The sequence below is a fragment of the Chloroherpetonaceae bacterium genome (genome assembly GCA_033763895.1).
Classification (GTDB): Bacteria; Bacteroidota; Chlorobiia; order Chlorobiales; family Thermochlorobacteraceae; genus JANRJQ01.
In genome coordinates this window covers 183,528-206,449 of sequence record JANRJQ010000007.1, presented here as the reverse complement: position 1 = coordinate 206,449, position 22,922 = coordinate 183,528, and the positions used below count along the sequence as shown (strand labels likewise).

Below are 22,922 nucleotides of genomic sequence, written 5' to 3'. Positions count from 1 at the left end.
CGTAAAAATGACACATTTGTGTTATTTCCAATCAAACAAAGAGCAATTAAATTTGAACATTTAGTTTTCTCTGTTCTTTTGTGTTTGTTGTTTGAGAAGGTGCCCGCTTTGTACTTTGCATAGCGGGCTTTTTTTTGAAATCTAAGTTTACAACAAATGGAAAATTATCACGAGATTACTTACACGCTCTCAAATCATACCGCTCATATTTGTTTGAACCGACCTTCAAAAAAGAATGCACTCACAACCCGCATGATTTTAGAACTCACCGACGCCTTTAAGCAAAGTAACAAAGACCCTGAAGTAAAGCTTGTTCTTTTGGAAGGAATGGGTTCTGCGTTTTGCTCAGGGCTTGACCTTGAAGAACTTAAAGTCATTTCAACGAAAAGTACTAAAGAAAATATTGCAGATGCCGAGCAATTGGCAGGACTTTTCAATGCGTTATATACACATTCAAAATTAACGGTATCAAAGATTCAAGGGGTTGCATTTGCCGGAGGATGTGGGCTTGCAACACTTTGTGATATCGCTGTGGCTTCAGAAGAGGATGCAAAGTTTTGCTATAGCGAAACCAAAATCGGGTTTGTACCTGCGCTTGTTGCTGTATTCTTGCTTCGCCGAACTCGAAATGCCGGAATTCGAGAGATGCTCTTAAGAGCCAATGTGGTCAGTGCTTCGGAGGCGCAAAAACTTGGACTGATAGCCCACAGTGTTTCAAATGAACATATTCATTCATTTGTTCAACAACTTTGCGCAGAGTTACTCGTAAATACGAGTTCTGAAGCGATTTCATTGACAAAAAAATTAATTCGTTCTGTAGAATCCTTAGATCTGGATGAAGCAATTCAGTATGCAATTATGATTAATTCGCTCTCGAGAACGACAGATGACTTGAAGAAAGGAATACAATCATTTCTCAATAAAGAAAAGTTGAATTGGGCGTTATGAAAAAACCAATTATCAATATCATTTTTATTCTTTTTATGATGCTTCTGTTTCACCATCACACAGAGGCTCAAACTGTAAAAGAAATTTTACTGAAAGGATTAAAAGAAAAAAATATTCTTGAGCTTCAACGCCTCTCAAAACAAAAGTTAGAGGCGGAGGATAAGTTGATTCTTAAGGCTTACTTTACGCAAAACGGCGATTCAGCAGCAGGTTTTTATGAAGAGATGCTTTCAGCATATCCCGAGTCGATTTACGCCGAATTTGCTCAGCAACGAATGAATGAATATAACTTTATTAACGACTTTGTTTATACCCCTGCGGTTCGTTTGCCTGATAATTCAATGCCTTTAATGGATACTACCGCCAATGCGAGTTCTCCTTCGCTAAGTCAACCACAAAAGCAAGAGCCGATTTCAAAACCCGAAGTACCAAACCCTATCGTTTCTTCGCCGAAAGTTACAGAAACACCCGCTAAGCCTCCCGTTTCAATTGAAACGTCAAAAGCTTCATTGAAGACGGAAACCACGCCTCCTAAATCAACTCAATCCTTTCGATTGCAATTCGGAAGCTTTAAGGAAAAGAGGGGTGCAGAGCGGTTTGCAGAATTGATGAAAATTCATCAAGTAAGAATATTTGAGGAAAAGGACACGAAAAACAATATCCTCTTTAAAGTAAAATCCCAAAAATCTTACCAAAGCCGTGAGGAAGCGAAAGCAGAGGCTGAAAAAATTCCATATCAGTCATTTGTAGTAAGCGATGAAGATTAGACTATATTAATGAGAAATAGATTTAAGCTTTTGAATAGTTGCATTAAAGTCATCGGGGAAAGGCGCTTCAAAAACAACTCTCTTTTTCGTTTTTGGATGATCAAATGAAAGCCATTCAGCATGTAAGGCCTGTCTTGGCATAAGACTAAATAGGTTTTTCAAAAAAGCGTCGCTATTTGAGATTTGAATTGTTCTTAGCGGCTTACCTCCATAAACTTCATCTCCCAAAATTGGATGACCTATGTGCTCTAAATGTACACGGATTTGATGGGTTCTTCCGGTCAATAATCTTAATCTAAGCAAAGAGAATCCGGTGTACATTTCAGCGACTTCATACTTTGTTTGAGCAATTTTCCCTTCTTCACCATTTATAGGATAAACTGCCATTTTCTTTCGATCTCGTTTGCTTCGACCAATATTTGTTTGAATAAATCCTTGTGAATCTTTTGGGCAACCCCACGCGATTGCGGAATAATGCTTTTCTGTGGTTCTTGCAGCAAATTGTTTTGCAATTCCAAAATGAGACTCATTGTTTTTTGCAACAACCATCAGTCCGGAGGTGTCTTTATCAAGCCTATGGATTATTCCGGGTCGGAAAGGATCTTCTTGTGACTCTGAGAGTTCACTTTCTCCGGTTGGGCTTTTTTCCATAGTGTAATGAAGCAAGGCATTGGCAAGGGTCCCGGTCCAATTTCCAAAAGCGGGATGCACTACCATTCCGGGAGGCTTATTAATCACGATGATGTCGTCATCTTCAAAAACGATATTGATGGGGATGTTTTCAGGCTTCATTTCTGGAGCGGGGGGTCGAGTAAAGATGACTTCAATTTCATCTTCTGGCATCACTTTGTAATTCGATTTTACAGCTTTTCCATTGACAAGAACCCGCAACTCATCAATTGCCACCTGAACTTTGTTTCGCGTTGCATTTTCCATTTGTCGGGTTAAAAAAACATCAATCCTTTCTCGCGACTGTGCCTTAGAAACCTTGATGGTGATTCTTTTGGGGGCTTCACTTTCTTCTGTTTCCAACTTCACGTTGTTCATAAAAACATAGTTGTTAAATCGTGTAATTGAAATGAAAATAAAGAATCAATCGCAACTTAAGATAATTGAGGGCGTAACTAAATAAATGAGTAATTCTTTGTTGAAATCATGCAGCTTTTTTAATCATCTATACAACAATTATGCCCGAAGAAATGAATCAATCGTTCAATGAAGGTCAGGTTTCAGCACCCGAGCAAGACGAAAAAAAATTTCGCGTTAGGTCTAAGTCACGATTTGTTGCAGGAACCATCCTTATCTGTTTAGGAATATGGTCTTTCCTTTTTCAGAAAGGATTGGTTTGGGGGCCAATTGATGTGATTGATTATTTAGCAGATCACATTGATGTCGTACTACCTTTGGTGGTAATTTTTGCAGGGATATGGTTGCTTTATCAATCTTTTACAAAAAAAGAAAACAAGAAGCAACAAAGTCATCCGGGATTGGAAAAGGAGTATCGAAGACTTTATCGATCGAGCGCAGATAAAAAGATCTTAGGTGTAGCAGGAGGAATTGCCGAGTATTTTGATTGGGATCCAACGCTAGTGCGAATGTCCTTTATCGTCATGATTTTCGCAACTAGTGGATTTTTTATTGTAGCCTATCTTTTCGCGGCCATCGCAACACCTTATGACTACGAAGTTCATCGAGTTTTTGAAAAGCAGAGTGAATTGAAGGTAAAGCGTGAAGGTTGATTTATTAAAAACTTTTGTTTTGATAAAAGCGGGTATCACCCGCTTTTTTTCTTCCCAATCCCCCCTTATTTTACTTTAAGATTTTGTGACTAAAGTAAAATGAAAAACCTCAAAAGAGCCCTTCTTTCCATTACCCTTGCAACAATGCCGCTTGTAGAGGTTTTTTTTATTAATCTCGGTATTCCTATAAAGATTTATCAGATCTCTCTCCTTTTGCTTATCGGCGTTGAATTGATTGATAGAAACAAGAGGCAACCAGATATTCCAAGCCGGTTAATTTGGTTGGGTGTTACTTTTTTACTGATTTCAATCTTGAGTTCTGTCTTGGGTTGGTTTGAACTTTCTCAAATCGGAGGGTGGCCAAATTGGGCAAGTGGTGCAAGAATGACGCCGAGCAGCTTTCTCATTGAGATCGTTTATCTCGTGATGAACTTTATTTTTTTTACGTTGATTGCGAAGCACTCAGCCGAAGATGAAAATTCAATGAAAGATTTAATTTTTTGGATTGCCTGCGGTGCTATCGTTCCTGCACTCTTAACCATAAATCAATTGGTTGGTTTGCTTCGGGGAGAGGCACTATTTGTATTAGAGAAAGCAAGTGAAAGAGAAGATATCATTCTTGATATTGTGCCAAGATTTTCTTCATCTTTTCAAGAGCCAAATCATTATGCGGCGTATTTATCCGTTGTGATTCCAATAATGTTAGGGGCTTTGGGAATTTTTAAAAAGGAGGATCGAAGAAAAATGGTGCTTGTGATTTCTCTCGTTCTTTCATTCCTCGGTCTGCTTTTAAGTAGGTCAACAATCGGACTTTTTTCAACCGCGATTGTTACTTTATATTTTTTAATTAGAGCGGAAAGTAAGGCTTTCTTAATTGGGTTTGGAGTAATTCTATTTTCTGTTCTTCTTTTCATTGCTCAAAGCGGCGATTTCGAATTAATTCTTGAACTTGAACTTGAAAACACGTTTGCAAAAATGCAAGGGTCAACCGGTTCTTTAGAAACACGGTTAAAGGAGATTGAATATGCCTACGAGTTGTTTATTTCGCATCCTATTTTTGGCGTAGGCTTATCACATTATGGGCTATTCTGTGCGGTTAAGTTGGGTGTAAATGAATCAATTAAACTCTCTATCAACAATGTTTACCTCTATATCTTATCGCAAACCGGAATGTTAGGATTTGCCTGCTTTTCAATTTTTATCTATTTGCTTCAAAAACCGCTATTATTTTTAAATCGAACTATGCATGAGAGCTGGCACCAAATGAATCTTCTTTATTCATCATTGCTGATTTCAATTCTCTTAATTTTTTTTGCAGCCTCTTCACCTCTCTCACCTTATTTTTGGGCAGCTTTTGGGCTTATTACGGGTTGGGGAATGACGTTAGAAAAGATGATGAAACCCCAGCGAGAAAGCTTGGTATGATTCCAATCCCTTGATTTATTCAAAAAATGGATTTGAAAAAAAAGAATAATAAAACAATGGAAAAAATGCTCATTGTGAGTATGATTTTCGTTTGTTTATTTTTTTTATTTTTTGATTCACTCTTTTCCCAATCATTCAAATTAAGAGATGAAACCATTCACTCATTTACTCTAGATGTTTTCACAAATGATCTCAAAGTTTATGAAGTGGAGCGGGGAGATTATACGATTTCGTTTTCTGGAAGTGATTTTGATCATCCCCATCCATTCAACGATAGCAGTTCATCCTTTTACGACATACCGGTAAAGCATTTTTTTGTCGCTGTCCCACAAAACGGCAAAATTGACGTTCGTTCAAAAAGTTATGGGCGATATGAACAACAGTTATCGATGCTTGGGTCGAAGCAGCGGCCTTCAAAGGGAAATGAAAAGAATGCAAGTAAAAATGGAAGTTCACCGAATCTTGCTAGCGTTATTCGCTATCAATCTATCGCAGGGCAGAGAGTTGCTGTAATAAGGGTTTCACCTGTCCATCTTAGTGTTGAATCAAATTCTCTTATCATTCATCCAATTATTTCTATTACGATTCATTCACAAGTGAGTCTAAAAGATGCTTTTCAGAGCCATTCTGAAAATTCATCGAGTGAAGGTGATCTAAATTTTTTAAGAAGTAGCGTGGTGAATTTCCATCACATTAAAAAATGGAATCGAATAGTTGAAAAAGAACAAAATGTTTCGATCTCGAAACCATTCAAACGGAATTTATCATCGATTAAATCAAATTCATTTCCTGATTTTTCGAAACCTTGGCTAAAACTCTTGATTACTAAAAATGGAATTGTGTCTTTAGAAGGTAGAGACCTAATGGCAGCAGGGGTTGACATTACCTTAATCAACCCAATGTCATTCAAACTGTATCGAAAATCAATTGAATTGCCTTTGCATCTTTCGGGTGAGATGGATAGTGTCATGAACGAACTGGATCAAATTCAGTTTTTAGGTGAAGTGAATAAGCCTTTCCCGTATCCAATCATCGATGAAACCACCGGCAAAATTCGAAATATGATTACCCCTTATTATGATGAATATTCAGATACCGCGGTTTATTGGCTTACTTGGGGCGGAGCAAAAGGGAAGCGATACTCAATCGAAACCGTAACGCCTTCGAATGGTCTTGTTTCAGAAAAACAAAATCGAATCCTCAGAGCCGAGTATGATGGTTTCTATCACCCCGGTGTAAATCCTTACATCACCGAGCGAACATTCACTGAAGGTTGGCATTGGCGTGCCTTCATTGTTCAGAATACACTTAGTGATGATTCAGATTTGTTTGAACTTCCAACTGAAGGGGCTTTGCAAACCGGAAATGCAAAAATTCGTTTCCGTCTCATTGGCATTAGTCAAGATGTCAATTCAAGCGGTGAGCATCGCGTTGAATGTAGCATTGGAAATACTGTTTTGGGGGAATTTGTATTCTATAATCGAGCAGATACGATTGCTGAGTTCACCTTTCCCTCAAACTTGCTTTCAATACCATCAACTCAGTTTCGGTTGACTTTGAAACGCAATTCAACCGTGCAAACTTTAACAAATATTGTCAATTTGGATGCCATTGAAATTGAATATGAAAGCGATTACTCATTTCAAAAACTTCCAACTTTTAATTTAGAGGCAAGGCATCAATCCTTTGAGGGTGAAGGAAAAGATGTGGTTCTTAGCAACCGAACCGGAACAGGGGTTTCCGCTTTAAACCTAACGGATTCCACTTGGCTTGATGGCGTTTTACTTTTTGAAAACAAAGCGAGGCTTTTTGCAAAAAATAAAAAAACGTATCTCGTTGCAGAAAGTGAAGAAATCATTAAACCGATCCTCAAGAAAGTTATACCTGAATATTTGTTCTTAGAGTCAAACGGTGCAGAGTATTTAATTATTACCGCTGAGGAATTAAAAACCGAGGCACTTCGTCTTGCTTCTTTGCGTTCAAGCAAATTGGGAGGAAATTTTTCGACAAAAGTGGTTTCCGTTGAATCGATTTTCGATGAATATAATTTTGGTGTTTACTCTCCCGAATCAGTTAAGGCTTTTATAAAAGATGCATTTGATCGATGGCAAATTAAACCACGCTTTATTGTTCTTTTCGGCGGGGGTAATTGGGATTCAAAACATCGAATACCTCAGTCATCATTGAAGAAACCACTCATTCCGGTATATGGAAACCCTGTTAGTGATATTTGGTTTGTGAGCTTTAGAAATGATTCCCTTCGGCCATTTATCAATCTTCCTCAGTGCACCATCGGAAGAATTCCAGCCCAATCAAGTTTAGAAGCGAAGGCCTATCTTGATAAACTTGAAGAGCATCTTAAGGTATTGGATGGTGGAGCGGAATCGTGGCATAAGCGATTTCTCTTTATCAATGGTGGATTTACAAGGAGTGAGCAACTTCTGTTCAGGCAAAATTCTAATTTTCTGGCAGATAATTTTATTCGAATTCGTCCGATTGGAGGAATTGTTGATACCATTTACAGAGATGATCAAAATCCATTTATCAATTATCAACTCTCTGAAAGGCTTGAGGAATCATTCAATTCAGGTGCATCAGTCGTTAATTTTATTGGTCATGCAGGTTCGCAAACTTGGGACTTAGCTCTTAACGATCCAAAAGCACTTCGAAATAAAGGAAAGTATCCCATCGTAATGAGTTGGACTTGCCATACAGGGAGATTCGCTGAACCCTATAATAGAACCTTTGGAGAGCTATTTGTATTACAACCAAACTCAGGAAGCCTTATTTTCTTAGGTACTTCAGGTTGGGGATTTCCTTCGACAGATTACGCAATGATGCGTGGGGCGTATCGCGCTGTTGCAGATTCATTGCTTGACGTGAGTTCTGTATGGAGCGGTGCATATCAAGAGCTATTAAACCTTACGCCGTTTTGGGAACCTTTACGTGTCGGAACACTTGATCAATATAATATTCTGGGAGATCCAGCGTTTAGAATTCCATTAAAGACAAAACCGGATTTCTTTTTTCCATCAAACGCGGTGCAATTTATTCGAGGTAATTCTCCTATTCGCACGCTTTCAGAAAGAGATACCGCACGATTAATTATTGTTGTTGGAAATAATGGATTATCACCTGTCAATCAGCGCGTTCGACTAAAGATTTATGATCAGATTGGATTTACAACGAAAGTGTTGCTTCAAGATACCTTGATTCTTTCTCCAAAGGTAAACGACACCATCCGGAGTCAATTTCAATTTAATGGTCAATCTGGCGAGCATCAACTCACTGCTACTATCAATGAATTACAAGAGGTTGATGAATTCGATGTAAGAAATAATGAGGTCTTGTTAAGGTTTACAGTGGTTGCAGAGAATCAAATATTGGTTTCCCCTCAAGATTATTCAGTTATTTCTCCGATGAATCCCGAACTCAGTGTTGTTACAGAAGGGAATCAAGTATCTCATCAAAAACTTCGATTTGAATTAGATACTTCTTCATCATTCAGTAGCGCTGTTTTGGAAGTAAGCCCAGATATTGAGATGGATCCATTTATTACAAAGTGGAAACCGCAATCAACACTTTTGGTAAATCGGCCTTATTATTGGCGGGTTGGTAAGGTCATCAATAATGCTGTTCAAGAGTGGAAAACCTCCGTGATTACTTTTGGAAATCAAACCACAAACAATCAAGTTTGGCGACTCAATGGAAGTTTATTTTCGCGTTTACGATTAAGTAATACAGAAGTTCAAAATGGTTCAATTCGCCTTTCAAATGGAAGCTATCCGATAAGATTGCGTTCTGTAGGGTCGCGAGGGGGATTGTTTAATATTCGTTATGAAATCACGATTGGAGAGGTCAGTTCATTTGCAGCGTATGGAGCAAATCGCAGAGGATTGAATGTCGTTGTTATCGACACCGCAATTGGCCTAACACCCTTGGTAAATCGAAATTATGACCTATGGGAAATTCAAAATAATGATCCTCAAGCCTCAATAGCTTTATTAAAATTGACAGAAATGCTTGAAAATCTAAAACCTCATCAAATTGTTTTTGTTGCTCTAATGGATGCAATTCCGCCGGTTGATTATCCACCCATTTCAGGTTTAATTGAATTATTTAAAAGCCTTGGAAGCAGAAGATATGCCCAATTAAAGGTAGGTGAATCTTGGGTTTTTGCGGGATCGATGAATAAGAGTTTCTACTTAGAAGACTGGGGAAGTCGCTGTTCATCTACAAACGACTCCGGTTGTGATTCCCTTTTCCGTTCTGCACGAGCAGAGGGAATTCTTCGTCTCCCGAATCGTGAGGGAACTTTTGAATCTGACATCATTGGCAAAGCCTCACAATGGCTTGATTTGCGCGTAGAACAATCCTCAAACGGGGGAAGCTCAATAAATACAAGTGTTTACGGAGTAAATAGTAATCAAACCGAAGATTCTTTATTTACGCTCAATGAAAGTAAAAATGTTTTGCAACTCACAAATCTGAATGCTAAACGATACGCTTTTATCCGATTAAGAGGAACGTTAACAAGAGGCAGCGATAGTCAAAATCCTTCTCCGACCTTAAATACAATTACTGTTAGATATAAGGGTACTCCTGATGTTGCGGTTTCAAGTGAAGCGATGTCATTTTCAGATAGCACTCTTGAAGAGGGTAAGCCTAATAACTTAACTCTTGAGCTTCGAAATTTAGGTAGTGTTGTCGTGGATTCAATTCCAATCACCATTGTGCAGCAGGAGTTAGAGAGAAGTCGAAGCGACTCAGCGATTCGAATGATGGTTCGAAATTTAAAGCCAAATGAAAGTCGTCAATTCAATGCGTTACTAAACACACGTAATAAACGAGGACGAATTCAAGTTTCAGTTTCAATAGACGAAAATGAAACGCTAAATGAACTCACTAAACTAAATAATAGTGCAGAAAAGAGTTATACGGTTTTAAGCGATACCATTGCGCCGGAAGTAAGAGTAACAATTGATGGTCGCGAAATTCGTGATGGCGACCTCGTTTCTGCAAAGCCTACGATTCAATATCAAATTACTGATCGTTCACCGATTCCAATATCAGATACGTCTTTATATCAGCTCCGTTTAAATGGAAGGCGAATTTTTTTTAATAATCCATCTGTTACGTTTTCTGCTGCTTCATCTCAAAGCCAATCTTCTTCCGTTACATTTACCCCTTTTTTGGAAAGCGGTACATACACCCTGCAAGCTACGATAAGAGACGCAAGTGGAAACTTGGCTGATAGCACATCATCTTCGATTCGATTTACGGTTCAAAATGATTTTTCAATCGAAGGATTTTATAATTATCCAAATCCTTTCGCAAACCAAACCCAATTTGCTTTTCGATTGACTGGGGATGGCAGCGAAATCATTGAAGAAATGAAATTGAGAATTTTCACGGTTTCCGGAAGAATGGTGAAGGAACTTAATTTATTGAATGCGATCCAACCGATTGGGATATTTTCACTGATTTCGTGGGACGGGAGAGATGAAGATGGAGACTTGCTTTCGAATGGAACCTACATTTATCGATTGTCAGTTGTAACGAACCGTCAATCAATTTCCAAAACAGAAAAGCTTTCAATCCTTCGCTGAAATGAAAGTTCTTCAAATTGGAAAATTTTTTCACCCCCATAAAGGCGGCATTGAAACCTTCCTCAAAGAAATTTCTTCACCACTTTCAAAAAAAGTTGATCTTCAGGTTTTGGTATCTTCATCTAACACCACAAGCCTAAGTGAAAACATTGATAATTTTACCCTGACAAGAGCCGCCACTTATGGTAAAGTCTTATCCCTTCCTCTTTCTCCAAAGATTCTCTTAGACGCCGCCAGAATTATTAAAGAGTTTAAGCCGGATATTATTCATACTCATGTGCCAAATCCTTGGGCAGATTGTATTGCATTGTTTTCTCATCTTCAGTTGAAGCCTAAGATTGTTGTGCATTGGCATTCGGACATTATTCGTCAAAAACTTCTATTTCCCCTTCTAAGCCCAATGATTCATAAAGTTCTAAACGAGTGCAGCGCAATTGCAGTACCGAGCAAGGCACATATTCGCGCATCCCTATTTTTGCCGAAGTATGAAAATAAAACTCATATAATTCCGCTTTGCCTTTCGGAAAAGGCAACGGAGAGCGTAATCGTAGATCCAAAAACGAAAATGATTTTGAATAGGATTGGCAAAGCACCGTTTTTACTCAGTGTAGGTCGGTTGGTTTATTATAAAGGTTTTAATGTATTGATTGAGGCGATGCAAGAAGTCAATGCTCATTTGGTCATTGTTGGCGAAGGCCCTCTAAGAAGTGAACTAGAAGCTACGATTCACCGGCTCAATGTTGAAAGTAAAGTCCATCTTGCCGGTGAGTTAGAGAATATAGAACCGCTCTTTCAATTGTGCACATGCTTTGTTCTCCCTTCAATTGCTCAAAGTGAAGGATTTGGAGTTGTACTTCTTGAGGCGATGCGTGCTCGTAAACCTCTAATTTCAACTAAACTCGGTACAGGCGTAGAAATTGCCAACAAAGATGGGGTGACAGGGTTAGCCGTAGAGCCTTCCAATGTAAAAGAGCTCACCACAGCAATCAATACAATTCTCTCAAACAATAACTTAAGGATGAAATTTGGTGAAGCCGCCTTTCAGCATTGGAAAGAAAATTTCACTACCGAAAAAACCGTTGACGCCATATTTTCATTGTATAAACGGATTCTTAAATTCTCGTAAAACGAACATAAGTCAGTCTTTGTTTGATAAAATACTTGGAGGTCATTTAGATTTTACTCACCTTTAAATCAATTCTTTGCATAAGCAAAAAAATTACTTTTGATGCGGCGAATCCTTCTACTGATAGATAACCAAAGCGAACTTTCTCGGTTTAGCGAATTTCTTCGCTCCATTAAAACTATTCAATATGAGTTGATTGAAGAAAGTTCAGCTGAAAATGCACTTTCAAGTCTTTCTGAACTCAAACCCGATTGTATTGTCATTGATTATGAATTGAAAGAAATGACCGGACTAGAGTTTCTCGATCGGCTAACCAATAGCTCCGGTAAAAGTGACTACGCGGTGGTCATGATTGCAAATGAACGAGATGAATGGGTTTCTGTACAAGCACTTAAACTGGGAGCTCAAGACTATCTCATTAAAGAGAACATTGCGCCGGCTTACTTTTCTCACGCTGTTGAAGCTGCTATAGAAAAAGTGAAAACTGAGAAGGAACTTGAACGCCAAAGAATCGACCTTGCCAAAAAAAATCAAGAATTAAGAGCGTTTGCTGCGGCATCAGCATACTCTTTGAGAACTCCAATTAAGATTATCAAATCCGGCACAATTATGCTTCGAGATTTGCAAGGACTTCCTTCTGAAGCAATTGATGTACTTCAAGCAATTTGGGAATCCGTTTATCGATCCAATCGTTTAATTGAAGATGTGATTACTTATTCGAAATTGGGAGGAAATGAACTCACCAAAGTTGAAATTTCACTCGCAGAGTTTATTGGAGAAATTGAACGTGAATTCGGAGCAAGAATTGCAGAGACAAATGCAGTCCTTGAGGCTCAAATTACTTGTGCCACAATTAAGAGCGATAAAGTGTTGCTTCACTCCGTGATAAGCAATCTATTTGATAATGCAATAACTTATCGAAAACCTAATGTTGATCCTGTAATCAAGATTCGCTGTAAAGGCACAAAAAAGTCGATCAGTTTGATTATTAGTGATAATGGTCTGGGAATTTCTCCGGAGGTTCAAGAGAAATTGTTAAACACCGATTTTTTTGCTGATACCAACGAAATGAAAACGGGGATTGGATTTGCAATCATTCGAAAAGCGGTTGAACTTCTTGGGGGTACAATAAAACTTGAATCCGTGTTTGGAGAGGGAAGTACCTTTACACTTGAGTTTCCAACGGATTGAGATGCAAGGCTCGTTCAATTATTTCTAAAGGTTAACTCTGAGTACTTTTCGATAAGCTTGAGATAAGAAGGAAAGTGGTCAGCGAGTCCGCCGTGAAAAGCAACCTTGAATTCGCTTCGAATCCCTAATTCCCGCACTTTTTTTAGTAATGTTTGAATGCTTTTCGCGGCCTCTTGCGCCTCATCTCGAATAATGGCTTGCGCAAATTTATTCCCACTTTCAGAAAGCCTAAGCACCATAGGGGCTAGAATTTGTGACCCGTTTTCAGCTTGATAAAGCCAATCTAAAAGTGTTTTCTTATCAGAAAAATATTCTTTGAAAGCATGTACAAAAAGCTCAGCATCTCTTGGGCTTTCACTGTCATATCCGTCCCAATATTGGAGGATGGCTTTTAATGCTTTAAGCCCAATCGAAATCGCACTTCCATCGTCACCAATCAACTTTCCATAACCGCCCACTTTATGAAGTCGGCCGTGAATCTTTGCTGCATAAATACTTCCGCTTCCTAAAATGCAGAGCAACCCATCCTCATCCCTAAAGTGAATAAGGAAAGCCAATTCTAAGTCGCTCAAAACCGTAGGATTGTAACTCCCGCAATGTTGTTGAATTTGAAATTTTTCATTTTGAGACTGAATACCTGCAAGACCGATATAGCAGCTCTCTGGTTGATATTTTTTCAATAGAGTAAGAAGGGTAGAAAGAATCCAATCTCGTTTACCGGATTGAAAATTAAAATTGCCGGAGATACTTTCAAGAACGGGGACACTTTGGCCTGTTGAGAGGCGGAACACTTTCAGAGATGTTCCGCCACCATCAAAAATTAAGGGCGATTCAGGCATTGATTAATGACCAACTGCAAGGTGATAAACATTTTTTGCTGCGATTTTCATCTGAACCCAAAAAGGTGCAGGAATCATTTTCTTGTAGAGATAAGAATCAAAGGTAATCTGTTGCACATGTTCATCTTTACAAATGGCCACAAAACTTTCACGAAGCCGGTCATTCCGATAATAGATCCACTGCATCACACTAAGTCCTGTGAAGATTGGTGAATACAAGCGGCGAAATGTGGTTTCGTAGGATTCAAGCGAAACCGAAGGGAGTCTGACATGAGCCGAAAGTGCTTCTGCCGCTAATTTACCGGAGCGCATTGCAAAAAAGATTCCTTCGCCGTTTGATGGAGTGACTAATCCTGCCGCATCACCTACAAGCATCGCATTTCCTTGAACGAAATTCTTTCTAGGATGCATCGGTATTTTTGCGGCTTCTTCGTAATATGGCTCAACCTTTAAATCAAGTTTTTCAATAAAGCGCTTTTGAAGTTGCTTAATGCTTTTGTTATTGTCCTCAGTTCCGGTTCCAATCGCAACATGATCTGCTTTTGGGAAAACCCACGCATAAAAATCGGGGCTGACTTCGCCATCAAACCAAATTTCAACCAAGTTATTATATCGTGAAAGCTCATCACAATAATGGAAACGCTGTTGAATGGCAACAGCCTTAAATTCATTTGCCGGGAAACCTAAATCGAGCGCAGTTTTTGAATTGGCACCGTCTGCACCAATGACATAGCGGCAATCGATGTGTTCATAGCCTTGGGTGTTGGTTTCAACTTCAACCGTGAAACCTTCGCCTTTATGCTTAATGCTTCGCATTTTTCCTTGAACAACACTTGCCCCTTTTTCCTCTGCACGAGTCCGAAGAAATCTATCAAATCGTTCTCTTCGAACCATCCCAACATAGCCGTTGGGCATTTGCATTTCAATCACTTTCCCCTTTGGAGAACGCACGGCCATTTGAGTGACCTTTCGCTCCACCAGTTCATCAGGGATGTGAAATTCTTCGATAAGTCCAAGAGGAATCGCGCCGCCGCAGGGCTTTGCGTTGTTGAGGTTTCGTTCAAGCAAGACAACATCCAAACCGGATTCTGCTAAAACTTGAGCCGATGTGGCGCCGGATGGGCCGCCGCCAATGATAAGCACATCACACTTCATAATTATTACTCCTTACTGATTATGACAACTCAGCGTTCGTTCTTCGCAAAATTGCCAGTTAAAACTTTTTAAATGTAAGCTTTATTTACCAAAAAAATGGAGAAATAAGTTGACGAATGAATAAAAACAATTCAAACTTAAAAAAATTTGTAAGAAGTTGAATCAATTCAATGAGTTTTGTGGGAATCAAATTTGGGAAGGGAGAGAGGGGGAAAAGTAAAAAGTTGGATTAAACCGTTTCTGTTTTTAATTCGGCAGATTTCGAGAAAGGTGTTACATAAGGTTTGATTTCTAATCCTCCAAACACCACCAGAGCCTTGATATAAAGTACCGGTGCATCTGTAGGTACAGGATATTTATCGGTTTTGTTTTCAATTCCACCGAACAAAGGAAGTCCGGTAACAATCACTTTCCATCCTTCAGGAACTCGGATTTTTCCGCCTGCGAACACGATGACTGTATCGATGATGGCGCCACTGACAACGGGCATTGCTGAACGAAGATCTAAATCGACACCTCCAAAAACAGAAAAAAGTGAACCACCTTCGTATGCCTGCGATTGAATTTTATAAACTCCACCACTGAAAATTCCAAAGGCTGAGGTGCGATCGTCGGAGTACATTGGCATATCAGGCTTTCTTGCACGGGTAATTAAAATCCAAGTACCCGCTGCGATAAGACCTATCGGCCATAGAATTGAAAAAAAGTTAGGAGGGAATAGTCCTAAATATTTAATCTCAAATAGAACCCCAACGGTAATGAGCATTGCGCCACCCCAAATTGGAATTGATCTCGTGGACATTTGAAAAGTTGCGATGCCAATCAAAAAAATTGGCCAAGCATATTTGAATGCGGTTCCAAAAGAAACATCAAAAAACTGTTTGCCAAGGAACACCACACCGAGCGCAATCAGCGCGATTCCCATCCATAAATGATTCTGCTTCATAATCGTAAAAGTTACTTAGTGGTAACAAAAGTTAATGATAAGAGTACGCGAATCATAAGAAAAGGTTATTTAATTTCTTAGAGTTTCTAATTCTTTGTCGCTAAGAATCTCTCCGTCCTTTAAGGTTAAAATTCTTGATGAAATGGACTCCGCAAGCGATAGATCATGCGTAATCATGAATATGGTAATCCCTTTTGAGTTTAAATCGGTGAGAACCGTAATAATTTCTTCAGCAGTTTTTGAATCTAAATTTCCCGTCGGCTCATCAGCTAAAATGAATTGCGGATTATGAATGAGAGATCGCGCAATTGCTGTTCGTTGTTGCTCGCCGCCCGAGAGTTCAGTGGGAAGATGACCTTTTCTGTGACCCAGTTTTACCAATTCTAAAACATTATCGGCACGGTTCATCCGTTCCTTTTCTGACACACCATCGAAAAATAGGGGAAGGGAGGCATTTTCGCTTGCAGTTAAATTCGGGACAAGATTAAAAAATTGAAATACAATTCCGACTTCTCTTCGCCGATAAAGAGAAAGTTCATCGCGACTCATCTCCGAGATTTTTTTTCCATTGACAATAATTGTTCCTGAAGTTGGTGTATCCAATCCGCCAATAAGATTCATGAGCGTGGATTTACCGCTGCCTGATTTCCCGACGATTGAAATAAAGCTCCCACGCTCAACCAAAAAAGAAATATCTCGAATTGCATAAACAGGATCTGCCGTTCCTGCTTTATAAACTTTACTGACCGAATCAACTTGAATTAGCGGAAGTGAACTCATTTTCGTTTTATGATTAAATCGATGCAAAAGCCGTTTTAAGTCGCGAAACAGCTTTCGCCAATTCTTCCCGAGATGAAGCGAATGAAAGCCGTAAGTAACCGGGAGCTCCGAAGGCATCGCCGGGAACTGTTGCAACCAAATGCTTGGAAAGTAAATACTCAGCGACATCAACTGAGTTTTCAAGTATTTTCCCTTCAATCGATTGACCAATCACTTTTTCAACCGATGGGAAAATATAAAATGCCCCTTCAGGTTTTGAAACCGTTAAAGCCTCAATTGCCGAAAGCTCTAGGAACATATAATCTCTGCGCCATTCAAATTCTTTTCGCATGTTGAAAACAACAGTCTGATCACCGGAGAGTGCTGCAGTTGCAGCCTTTTGCGAAATGCTTGATGGATGTGTGGTCATTTGAGATTGAAGTTTTGCCGTTGCATCAATGAGCCACTTCGGCGCAGCCAAATAGCCGATTCGCCAGCCCGTCATTGAATAGGTTTTTGAGACGGCATTAGAAACGATAATGCGGTCTCTGAAACCCTCAATCAAAGCGGGAGAAAAGTGCTTATCTTCCCCAAAAATAAGTTGTTCATACATTTCATCGGAGATGACAAAAATATTTTTTTCCCGAATCACTTCCATTAATTCCCGTATTTCCTTTTCTGAGTAGATTTTTCCAGTTGGGTTCGAGGGTGAATTAAAAATGAGAAGTTTCGTTCGCGAGGTAATTGCAGCCTCTAATTGTGCAGGTGAAATTTTAAAATCTTGACTCACGGGTGCAGAAATGACTACGGGGGTCCCGCCGGCAATTTTTACCATTTCAGGAAAACTCACCCAGTAAGGCGCTGGAATAATGACTTCATCGCCTTCGTTGATAAGAGCTAATATGGCTAGGGTAATGGCTTGCTTTCCACCATTGCTAACAATTATTTCGTCAGTGGTGTATGAAAGTTGATTATCGCGTTGAAGCTTCTCGGAAATCGCTTTTCGAAGTTCAAGTATTCCAGTGTTTGCGCCATATTTGGTGAAACCTTGCTCAATCGCGGCGATTCCTGCTTTTGCAGCATTATCGGGTGTAGGGAAGTCGGGCTCGCCGGCAGAAAGACTGACCACATCAAGGCCTTCCGCCTTCATTTTATTTGCACGTGTTGTAATTTGAAGGGTTTGTGATTCGTGGACATTCTGAACCCGCTTAGAGAGGAAAGTAGTATAATCTAAAAGCATCTTATAAGAAAGTTTTGAGATGATTTGCCTTACATAAGTTAAACATAAGTAAAATACACTGAAAAAGTTTGAAATCACATTTGTTCAAGTTAATTTTGACAAATCTGTAATAACATTCAAAATATAAAAAGTTCAATCTATATGAAATATTATGTCTTAATTGCGACATTTATTTGCATTGTGTTAAATTCTTGCAATACATTTGGTGTAAATTTCGTTACTCCTAAAGAACAGGATTTAATTATTGGAATTACAACTAAACAAATATTATTGAATAAGTTGAAAAAGCCTATTAAGTCAAGTAAAGATTTAAGGAATGGACAGATGGTTGAATCTCTATATTATTATTATGCAATTGGTCAAGGGGCAATAACAAGTACTTATAGTTCAAAAGCATTTACTGCTTTTTTCAAAAACGATACTTTAATAGGATATATTTTTAATAGTTCATTTAAAGAAGAGTCAACGGATTTTGATGAAACAAAAGTAGAAAAAATTGTTAAGGGAAAATCTTCACAAGAAGATGTGTTGGCAAGTTTTGGAAAACCTTCTGGTAAAACGCTCTATCCAGTTACTGAAGAAGATAAAACTCAAGAAGGAGATTATAATTTTTATTATGTATTTGAAGACATTTCTACAAAAGGCGAAAAACTCATTGTTTTTACTTTTGGTTCAAATAATATCGTTAAAAATATAGTATTTAGCGTTGAGAATATGGAGCAGAACAAGAATAAACAAGAAACAAAACGAAAAGGAGATACTTACTAACGAAAAAAAATAAACTAAATGGATCTTCTCTTTAAAATATAAGTTTTGAATTCAATTCTCCTAAGATAGTCTTGGGAATATATTCTGAATATATACACTATAATTGCTACCTATTCAATAAACGATGGTTTATAAAATGTGCATAGTTATTCGGGACTTTAAACACATAGGGGAAAAATTTTGGTGTAGATGCGGATTTATAAATTGAATTTATAGGTTTTATTCAATTTTTGCAGTTTTCCTAAATAAGATAATAATTGCATAGGCCCTTTTTTACATATTTCTGAAGTAGGACTAAAGCTAAAAATAAATAGAAATGGTAAATAAAAGATTTTTAATCCCTTTAGCACTAATTCTCTATTGCTTTTGTGGTTGTGTTACAAATCAGGTTTCATCCACGAATCAAAATAATGGTGTTTTGGAGTTTGAATTGTCAAAAGAACAAGCTGCCGAGATACAAGTTTATAATATTCAAGGCGACTTAATTCTATCTCTTGGGAGTGGCGTTTATAAGGCTGGTAACCATCAAATTAATTTGAATCCTTATATTGCAAGCAGAGGGGTGTATTTTTGCAAAGTTATTGCGGAAGAGTATACATTTACTCGAAAAGTTGTAATTGTAAAATGAATTAATCGATAACACCCCCCAAAAAAATCCACTTTATGTTAAGTCTGGTCATATTAAAACGTGAAATATTAACTCATTATAATCAAAAGATTATAAAATATCTCCTATTATTAATTTTTGTTAACATCTTCTTAACCCAAATCTAAACCTCGTTCTTTAATTTTATTGGTGATTGTTTAGAATTCCTAAAAAGGAAATTTTAGTAAACATTATCAATAAAAAAATGAAAAAGTTTCTATTAATCGGCTTAATTTGCATTTCCGTTGCGCATATTCAAGCGCAAGTTATTACCCACGGTCCTATTGTTGGGGCAGTATCACCAAAATCAGCTCGCATCACTGCAAGGCTGAATCAAGCAGGAACCATTACCTTTCAATTGAGTACGACCACCGATTTTTCAAATCCGGTTGGAAATGTTTCATCTGGGAGTGTTGATACCAGTCTTTTTGCTACCATATCGGTGACGAGTCTTCAACCAAATACAGAGTATTTTTATCGACCTGTTATTAATCAAATTCCAGTAACAACACCATCAGAAATCCGTCGTTTCCGTACGGCGCTAGACAGTACCTCAACTTCGCCATTTGCCTTTGCTTTTGGTTCATGTCAACAAGATGGCGGTGCACCGAGTGGAACTTCAAAAATTGGAAATGTTTTTCCAAGAATTGCTGCTGATAATTCCATTCGATTCATGTTGCAAATGGGGGATTGGGGTTACCCTGATACAACCGATACACAAGCCTTTCCAACGAATTATTTTAATCTAGATTATAACAATGTGCGAAATTCGTACCTATCTCGTTATGATCGTAACTATAAGATGGATTCTGTCTTTAAGGTAATGCCTGTTGCTTACACTTGGAGCGATCATGATCACGCCAACAACAACACGGATAGTACTTTCAACGGACCGAATCGCTTTTCCCAAGTGGGTTATCGCGCGATGTTTCCGCATTATACTCTTGTTGATCAGCGGGGCATTTGGCAGAAGTTTCGTTATGGAAATTCAGAATTTTTTGTTCTTGATACGCGCTCAACACGAGACCCGAACCTTAATGGTTTTCCAAACGCGGCAGGATGGATCGCAAATCCACTGTCCGTTTCAAATCCAACAGGTACAAGATTACAGTTTAATCCTCCAGCAACGCACAAGATTATTAGTGATGATCAAATGTCTTGGCTGATTGAAAGTTTAAAAAGTTCAACAGCAACTTGGAAATTTATTGTTTCAGCAGAAGCATTTAATCCCGCTCAACGCGCAACGATGGAAGTCGCTTTATCGCTTCAAGGTGTCCCGGGAATTGACCCGCTTACTGTTGTGGAAGGCGTATTTACAGCCGGTCAAATTGCGGTTGATGTGTCTGATGGATGGTGTGGATTTTATGAGAGTGTCAAGCAATTGGTTTCTGCTGTTCGAGAATCAAACATTACCAATGTTATTGTGTTAAGTGCAGATTCTCACAATATCGGAACAGATAACGGAGCCAATTCTTTATTTCCTGAATTTATGGCTGGGGGATTAGATCAAAACAATTCTCGCAATGTCAATGCTTTTGAAACTTTTGGAATTTTTGTTTGGAATCGTGCAAGGCAATCTGCTATACCGGGTTTTGGGGCTGCGAATAATTTCAATAGTCACTTTGGTAGAGTTACTGTATTTGGTAATGATTCAGTGCGTGTTGATTACTTTGACGATCAAGGCGTTCAAGTTGGAAGTTATAATCAACCGGCCGGTCACCTTGTTGCCTCCCGCAATCTTACTGTTGCCCCGCAAGGGTATGACTACGGTACACTACCTGTAAGTAAAGATTCACTTGGTGCAATATTGCTCGTCAATAACGGAATCGATACTGTCGTGGTGAATGCAGTTTCAAACTTAAAGGGAGCCGCTGGAAGAGCCACGGTTCCTTCATTTGTTACTTTCCCGATTCGGATCGCACCGAAAGGCATTTCTCAATTACCGGTCAATTTCAGACCAAGCACTTCCGGGTTAAATATCGATACTTTAATAATTGTCTCGAATGATCCGGATAATAATGGATTTGGAGCAGGGGTTATCCCAACCATTTTCAGAGGTAATGGTCAAGCACCGGCTAATGTCGCCAAACGTGAAAATTCAAAAGCAAAAGCATTTGTATTAGAACAAAATTATCCAAACCCATTTAATCCAACGACCAATATTCGATATTCACTTCCCTCAACTCAGGATGTTACTTTCAGAATTTATGATGCACTTGGAAGAGTCGTGGTTACCTTACTAAATCAGCGTCAAAATGCCGGAACATACACTATTAAATTTAATGCCGGCGAATTAGCGAGTGGTGTTTATTTTTATCAATTGAAGGCGGGTACTTTTGTCGAAGCGAAAAAAATGTTATTGGTAAAATAAGCGAAATCAGATTTCAGATTAAAATAAAAAGAGGCGATAAAATCGCCTCTTTTTATTTTATTGACGAAGTCGTTTAATCATTAAATTTTTTTTGAAGGGCAATTTGAGCCGGTTTTGGTAAAAAATCTGAGACATCTCCGCCTAATCTTGCTACTTCACGGATAATTGATGAAGTAAGATAGGTATATTTTTCATCTGGCATCAGAAATACAGTAGTGATATGAGGGTATAAATGCCGATTCATTAAAGCAATTTGAAATTCATATTCAAAATCAGCCACTTGCCTCAAGCCGCGGATGATGGCATTAACACCTAACTTCTCGGCATATTTAACCAATAATCCACCTTCAAAGAGTTCCACTTTTATTCTTTTATCGTGAGCAACCGATTCTCGGATAATGCTAACACGTTCTTCATTTGTAAATAGGGTCTTTTTTTGAGAATTTTCTGCAACGACAATCGTGACCTCATCAAAAATCGTTAGTGCTCGCTCTAAAACATCCATATGACCATTTGTAATTGGGTCGAATGTCCCCGGATAAATTGCGCGTTTCATTCAAAAATTGATTTATTTACAGAAAAAAAACTGATTACTGTCGTTCCAAATTCTTTTCTTAAGCAAAATAGCGGAGAAGTTGAAAAATTCGCAGTAGCGTGGTGTTCTAATACAAAGACACCATCCGGCTTGAGCAGGTTTTTCGAAATTAAGAGATTGATTAATTGGGTATGATATTCATATCGGTAGGGCGGGTCAGCGAAAATCAGGTCAAAAGTACGGTCATTTTTATCAAGAAACTGCAATGCATCCATCGTTAATAGGATCGCACGAGATTCAACTTTGAGCATTTTGCAGTTAGCTTCAATGGCTTTCGTAACTTGAATATTCGACTCAACAAATGTAACTGATTCCGCCCCTCGGCTTAATGTTTCAAATCCTAAAATGCCGCTCCCTGCATACAAATCGAGCGATGAAATTCCTTCGAAATCGATTCGATGAAATAGAAAATCAAAGAGCGATTGCCGAACGCGGTCAGTCGTTGGACGCATATCTTTTGATTCAATTGTCCGAATCACACGACGGTTGAATTCGCCTGAAATAATTCTTAGCACAATAAAATGGATGATTGAATTTTTTATTGTTTGATTCCTTTGCAAACTTATCGAAAAATTGTATGTTTGCAACCCGTTTGTTTACGGGGTGTAGCGCAGCTGGTAGCGCGCTTCGTTCGGGACGAAGAGGTCGTGAGTTCGAGTCTCGCCACCCCGACAAAGGTTCAAAAGCCTTTCAATAAAAAGCCTTGATTCCAAGGCTTTTTTCAGTTTAAATACAAAATCACAGAGAAAACAAAATTCACCAAAATAAAAAGAGGGTGACATAAGCCACCCTCTTTTT

The 22,922-nt window shown here is 38.6% G+C and carries 18 protein-coding genes and 1 tRNA gene; 11 read left to right on the top strand and 8 right to left on the bottom strand.

All coding sequences use genetic code 11. The annotated features are described in order from the left end of the window. The first annotated feature begins 156 nt into the window (after window positions 1-156). Together SFU91_05960 and SFU91_05955 are read left to right on the top strand one after the other, a co-directional pair. Complete coding sequence (locus SFU91_05960) at window positions 157-948, top strand: enoyl-CoA hydratase-related protein (protein MDX2128562.1); 792 nt, start codon at window positions 157-159, stop codon at window positions 946-948. Next, window positions 945-1,715, top strand: a complete 771-nt coding sequence (locus SFU91_05955) for an SPOR domain-containing protein (protein ID MDX2128561.1) — start codon at window positions 945-947, stop codon at window positions 1,713-1,715. Before SFU91_05960 ends, SFU91_05955 begins: the two co-directional genes overlap by 4 nt. 6 nt (window positions 1,716-1,721) lie before the next feature. Here the strand turns inward: SFU91_05955 and SFU91_05950 are convergent, their stop codons facing one another. Next, complete coding sequence (locus tag SFU91_05950) at window positions 1,722-2,762, bottom strand: RluA family pseudouridine synthase (protein MDX2128560.1); 1,041 nt, start codon at window positions 2,760-2,762, stop codon at window positions 1,722-1,724. Between the two features lie 140 nt (window positions 2,763-2,902). Here SFU91_05950 and SFU91_05945 point away from each other — a divergent pair, with 140 nt between their 5' ends. From SFU91_05945 to SFU91_05925, 5 genes are all read left to right on the top strand, one after another. After that, window positions 2,903-3,454 (top strand): PspC domain-containing protein, encoded by a 552-nt coding sequence (locus SFU91_05945; protein MDX2128559.1) that lies wholly within the window; start codon window positions 2,903-2,905, stop codon window positions 3,452-3,454. A gap of 99 nt (window positions 3,455-3,553) precedes the next feature. Beyond that, entirely contained in the window at window positions 3,554-4,879 is a 1,326-nt protein-coding gene (locus tag SFU91_05940) for an O-antigen ligase family protein (GenBank protein MDX2128558.1), read from the top strand. Between the two features lie 56 nt (window positions 4,880-4,935). Then, on the top strand, window positions 4,936-10,488 hold the full coding sequence (locus SFU91_05935) for a C25 family cysteine peptidase (GenBank protein ID MDX2128557.1): 5,553 nt from the start codon (window positions 4,936-4,938) through the stop codon (window positions 10,486-10,488). Between the two features lies 1 nt (window position 10,489). Next, window positions 10,490-11,614: a glycosyltransferase gene (locus tag SFU91_05930; GenBank protein ID MDX2128556.1), complete on the top strand. Its 1,125-nt coding sequence runs from the start codon at window positions 10,490-10,492 to the stop codon at window positions 11,612-11,614. Between the two features lie 102 nt (window positions 11,615-11,716). Continuing rightward, window positions 11,717-12,805 (top strand): hybrid sensor histidine kinase/response regulator, encoded by a 1,089-nt coding sequence (locus SFU91_05925; GenBank protein ID MDX2128555.1) that lies wholly within the window; start codon window positions 11,717-11,719, stop codon window positions 12,803-12,805. Window positions 12,806-12,819: 14 nt separating this feature from the next. On the opposite strand, the gene SFU91_05920 is transcribed toward SFU91_05925, so the two are convergent. From SFU91_05920 to SFU91_05900, 5 genes are all read right to left on the bottom strand, one after another. Next, on the bottom strand, window positions 12,820-13,644 hold the full coding sequence (locus tag SFU91_05920) for a BadF/BadG/BcrA/BcrD ATPase family protein (GenBank protein MDX2128554.1): 825 nt from the start codon (window positions 13,642-13,644) through the stop codon (window positions 12,820-12,822). 3 nt (window positions 13,645-13,647) lie between these two features. Then, the gene (locus tag SFU91_05915) at window positions 13,648-14,799 is read right to left on the bottom strand and encodes a geranylgeranyl diphosphate reductase (GenBank protein MDX2128553.1); all 1,152 of its coding nucleotides are present in this window, start codon (window positions 14,797-14,799) and stop codon (window positions 13,648-13,650) included. A gap of 229 nt (window positions 14,800-15,028) precedes the next feature. Beyond that, window positions 15,029-15,745 carry a hypothetical protein gene (locus SFU91_05910; protein ID MDX2128552.1) on the bottom strand — a complete coding sequence of 239 codons (717 nt, stop codon included), beginning with the start codon at window positions 15,743-15,745 and terminating at the stop codon, window positions 15,029-15,031. 69 nt (window positions 15,746-15,814) lie between these two features. Then, a complete protein-coding gene (locus tag SFU91_05905; protein MDX2128551.1) occupies window positions 15,815-16,525 on the bottom strand; it encodes an ABC transporter ATP-binding protein in 711 nt (236 codons plus the stop codon). A 13-nt stretch (window positions 16,526-16,538) separates the two neighbouring features. Then, the gene (locus tag SFU91_05900) at window positions 16,539-17,744 is read right to left on the bottom strand and encodes a pyridoxal phosphate-dependent aminotransferase (protein MDX2128550.1); all 1,206 of its coding nucleotides are present in this window, start codon (window positions 17,742-17,744) and stop codon (window positions 16,539-16,541) included. Between the two features lie 141 nt (window positions 17,745-17,885). On the opposite strand from SFU91_05900, the gene SFU91_05895 reads away from it, so the two are divergent. The 3 genes from SFU91_05895 (at window position 17,886) to SFU91_05885 (ending at window position 21,529) form a co-directional block, all read left to right on the top strand. After that, window positions 17,886-18,512, top strand: a complete 627-nt coding sequence (locus SFU91_05895) for a hypothetical protein (protein MDX2128549.1) — start codon at window positions 17,886-17,888, stop codon at window positions 18,510-18,512. A gap of 316 nt (window positions 18,513-18,828) precedes the next feature. Beyond that, a complete protein-coding gene (locus SFU91_05890; protein MDX2128548.1) occupies window positions 18,829-19,140 on the top strand; it encodes a T9SS type A sorting domain-containing protein in 312 nt (103 codons plus the stop codon). Between the two features lie 223 nt (window positions 19,141-19,363). Then, window positions 19,364-21,529, top strand: a complete 2,166-nt coding sequence (locus tag SFU91_05885; protein ID MDX2128547.1) for an alkaline phosphatase D family protein — start codon at window positions 19,364-19,366, stop codon at window positions 21,527-21,529. A gap of 73 nt (window positions 21,530-21,602) precedes the next feature. On the opposite strand, the gene coaD is transcribed toward SFU91_05885, so the two are convergent. Together coaD and rsmD are read right to left on the bottom strand one after the other, a co-directional pair. Then, window positions 21,603-22,085, bottom strand: coding sequence for a pantetheine-phosphate adenylyltransferase (gene coaD, locus SFU91_05880; GenBank protein MDX2128546.1), 483 nt, complete (start codon window positions 22,083-22,085; stop codon window positions 21,603-21,605). Further along, complete coding sequence (gene rsmD, locus SFU91_05875; GenBank protein MDX2128545.1) at window positions 22,082-22,639, bottom strand: 16S rRNA (guanine(966)-N(2))-methyltransferase RsmD; 558 nt, start codon at window positions 22,637-22,639, stop codon at window positions 22,082-22,084. Before rsmD ends, coaD begins: the two co-directional genes overlap by 4 nt. 84 nt (window positions 22,640-22,723) lie before the next feature. Between rsmD and SFU91_05870 the strand changes: the two genes are divergently transcribed. Beyond that, window positions 22,724-22,796, top strand: a tRNA-Pro gene (locus tag SFU91_05870). Window positions 22,797-22,922: the final 126 nt, after the last annotated feature.